This window comes from Streptomyces sp. SID9727 (assembly GCF_010550605.1).
Taxonomy (GTDB): Bacteria; Actinomycetota; Actinomycetes; order Streptomycetales; family Streptomycetaceae; genus Streptomyces.
Genome location: NZ_JAAGNI010000131.1, coordinates 1 through 2,708, shown reverse-complemented (window position 1 = coordinate 2,708; position 2,708 = coordinate 1). Strand labels below are relative to the sequence as shown.

The following is a 2,708-nucleotide window of genomic DNA, read 5'->3' as shown; positions in this document are numbered from 1 at the left end:
CGGCGTCGAGCTGCGCGTCCGTGAGCGCGGCGCGCGCCCGGCGGGCCCCGGCGAGCAGCTCCACCGCGTCGAACGGGCGGGCCTCCGGGTCCCGGGCGGTGGCGCCCGTCACCAGCGCGTCCAGCTCGGGCGCCAGACCCGGGACGGCGGCGGACGGCGGCGGCACGTCCTCGTGCAGATGCTGGTAGATGACCTGGGCCGGGGACTCCCCGTCACGCGGCTTGTCGCCGGTCAGCATCTCGTACAGCACCACCCCGCAGGCGTACACGTCGGCGCGGGTGTCCGCCGTGCCCTGCTCGATCTGCTCCGGGGCGAGGTACGAGACGGTGCCGAGGATCGTCCCGGAGGTGTTCGTGACCGCGTCCACGGCCCGGACCAGGCCGAAGTCGGCGACCTTGACCCGGCCGTCGTCCCCGATCAGCACGTTCTCCGGCTTCATGTCGCGGTGCACGAAGCCCGCCCGGTGCGCCGCGCCGAGGGCGGCGAGCACCGACTCCAGGATGTCCAGCGCGGCCCGCGGCGCGAGCGCGCCGCGCTCGCTCAGCACGTCGCGCAGCGTGCACCCGGCCACGTACTCCATGGCGAGGTAGACGTACTGACCCTGGGCGCCCTGGTCGAAGACCCCGACCACGTTGGGGTGGTCCAGACGTGCCACCGACTTGGCCTCGCGGATGAAGCGCTCGACGAACGAGGCGTCGGTCGCCAGCGTCGGGTGCATCACCTTGAGGGCGAGCACCCGGTCGAGCCGCATGTCCATGGCCCGGTAGACCGTGGCCATGCCGCCCACGGCGATGCGGGCATCGACGCGGTAGCGGCCGTCGAGCAGCTGCCCGACGAGGGGGTCCTGGAGGGTCGTATCCACCATGCGAGTCTACGAGCCGCCGCGGACGGGCCCGCCGCGGTGGAGCGAACCCGGCGCAGGACTGAAGCCGAGCCGTGACAGGAGCGCGCCGCCCGAGGCCGGAATCCCGGCCTCCGGCGCCCTCCAGGTCCCGGCACTGTGGATTCCGGCACGTCGGCCCGGACCGGGGCGGCGCGCGCGGGCGTCAGAACGCCGGCCGCTCCGGATCGAGCACCGCCCGTCCGGCCGCCGGCGACGACGCCTCCGCGAAGTGGCGGCGCGGGATGCGCCCGGCCCGGTACGCGAGCCGCCCGCCCTCCACCGCGTGCCGCATCGCGGCGGCCATCAGCTCCGGCTCCTGGGCCCGGGTCACCGCCGAGGCGAGCATCACCGCCGAGCACCCCAGCTCCATCGCGAGCGCCGCGTCCGACGCGGTCCCGGCACCGGCGTCCAGGATCACCGGCACCCCGGCCCGCTCGGTGATCAGCTGGAAGTTGTGCGGGTTGCGGATGCCCAGGCCCGAGCCGATGGGGGAGCCGAGCGGCATGACCGCCGCGCACCCCACGTCCTCCAGCTTCCGGGCCAGGACCGGGTCGTCGTTGGTGTACGGCAGCACGGTGAATCCGTCGTCCACCAGGATCTCGGCGGCGTCCAGCAGCTCCACCGGGTCGGGCAGCAGGGTCCGCTCGTCGGCCACCACCTCCAGCTTGACCCAGTCGGTGCCCAGCGCCTCACGGGCCAGCCGGGCGGTGAGCACGGCCTCCCCGGCGGTGTAGCAGCCGGCGGTGTTCGGCAGCACCCGGATGGACAGCTTCCGCAGCACGGAGAGCACCGAGCCCTGCACGGTCGGGTCGAGGCGGCGCATCGCGACGGTGGTCAGCTCGGTGCCGGAGGCGGTCAGCGACCGCTCCAGCACGTCCAGGCTGGGCGCCCCGCCGGTGCCCATGATCAGCCGCGAGGTGAAGTCGGTGCCGCCGAGGGTGAACAGGTCGTCGGACATCCTCAGCCTCCCTGGACCGCCGTCAGGACCTCGACCCGGTCGCCGTCGGTGAGCGCGGCGGCGGGCCACTGGCCGCGCGGCACCACGGTCTCGTTGAGCGCGGCGGCCACCCCCGTCGGCGCGTCGGTCAGCGTCGCGACGAGGGCGTCCAGGGTCGTGCCGGGCGCGACGACGGCCGGTGCGCCGTTCACGGACACGGTGAGCGAAGTGGGCTCGGTCATGCGGGCTGCTCCTGGGGTGCGGGGGCCGGGGCGAACCGGCCGGGGGAGAAGGGGCGGGCCGCCTCGGGCAGCTCGCCCTCGGCCAGCAGCGACGCCATGGCGTCCCCGGTGACGGGGGTGAGCAGCACACCGTTGCGGCCGTGGCCGGTGGCGAGGTGGAGGCCGGGCAGCGCGGTGCGGCCGAGCAGCGGGGCGTTGTCGGGGGACGCGGGGCGGAGGCCGGCGCGGGTCTCGGTGAGCGGCAGCTCGGTGATGCCGGGCACCAGCTCGTGGGCGTCGCGCAGCAGCTCGTAGACCCCGCCCGCCGTGACGGTGGTGTCCCAGCCCATCTCCTCGGTGGTGGCGCCGACGACCAGCTCGCCGTTCTCGCGCGGCACGAGATAGACCTGGCTGCCCCGGACCACCGCGCGCACGGTGCGCGAGAGGAAGGGGGCGTACGCCGGGGGCACGGTGAGGCGCAGCACCTGGCCCTTCACCGGGCGCACCGGCGGCAGGACGTGGGCGGGCACCCCGGCGAGCCGGCCGCTGAGGCTGCCCCCGGCGAGCACGACCTGGCCGGCCGCCACCTCCGTACCGTCGTCGAGCACGGCCCCCGCGGCCCGGTCCGCGACCACGGACAGGCGGTCGGCGCGGCGGCGGTGGAAGA

4 protein-coding genes are annotated in these 2,708 nt (G+C 75.6%); all 4 read right to left on the bottom strand.

The features are described from left to right. Positions 1–865 (bottom strand): protein kinase (locus G3I41_RS08155; protein WP_164399631.1); only part of this gene is annotated, 865 nt, incomplete at its 3' end. Between the two features lie 181 nt (positions 866–1,046). Beyond that, positions 1,047–1,841, bottom strand: coding sequence for a thiazole synthase (locus G3I41_RS08150; RefSeq protein ID WP_164399630.1), 795 nt, complete (start codon positions 1,839–1,841; stop codon positions 1,047–1,049). A gap of 2 nt (positions 1,842–1,843) precedes the next feature. Beyond that, positions 1,844–2,062 carry a sulfur carrier protein ThiS gene (gene thiS, locus G3I41_RS08145; RefSeq protein ID WP_164399629.1) on the bottom strand — a complete coding sequence of 73 codons (219 nt, stop codon included), beginning with the start codon at positions 2,060–2,062 and terminating at the stop codon, positions 1,844–1,846. Continuing rightward, positions 2,059–2,708: FAD-dependent oxidoreductase (locus G3I41_RS08140; protein ID WP_164399628.1), on the bottom strand; the 650-nt coding region annotated here is incomplete at its 5' end. The genes thiS and G3I41_RS08140, both read right to left, overlap by 4 nt.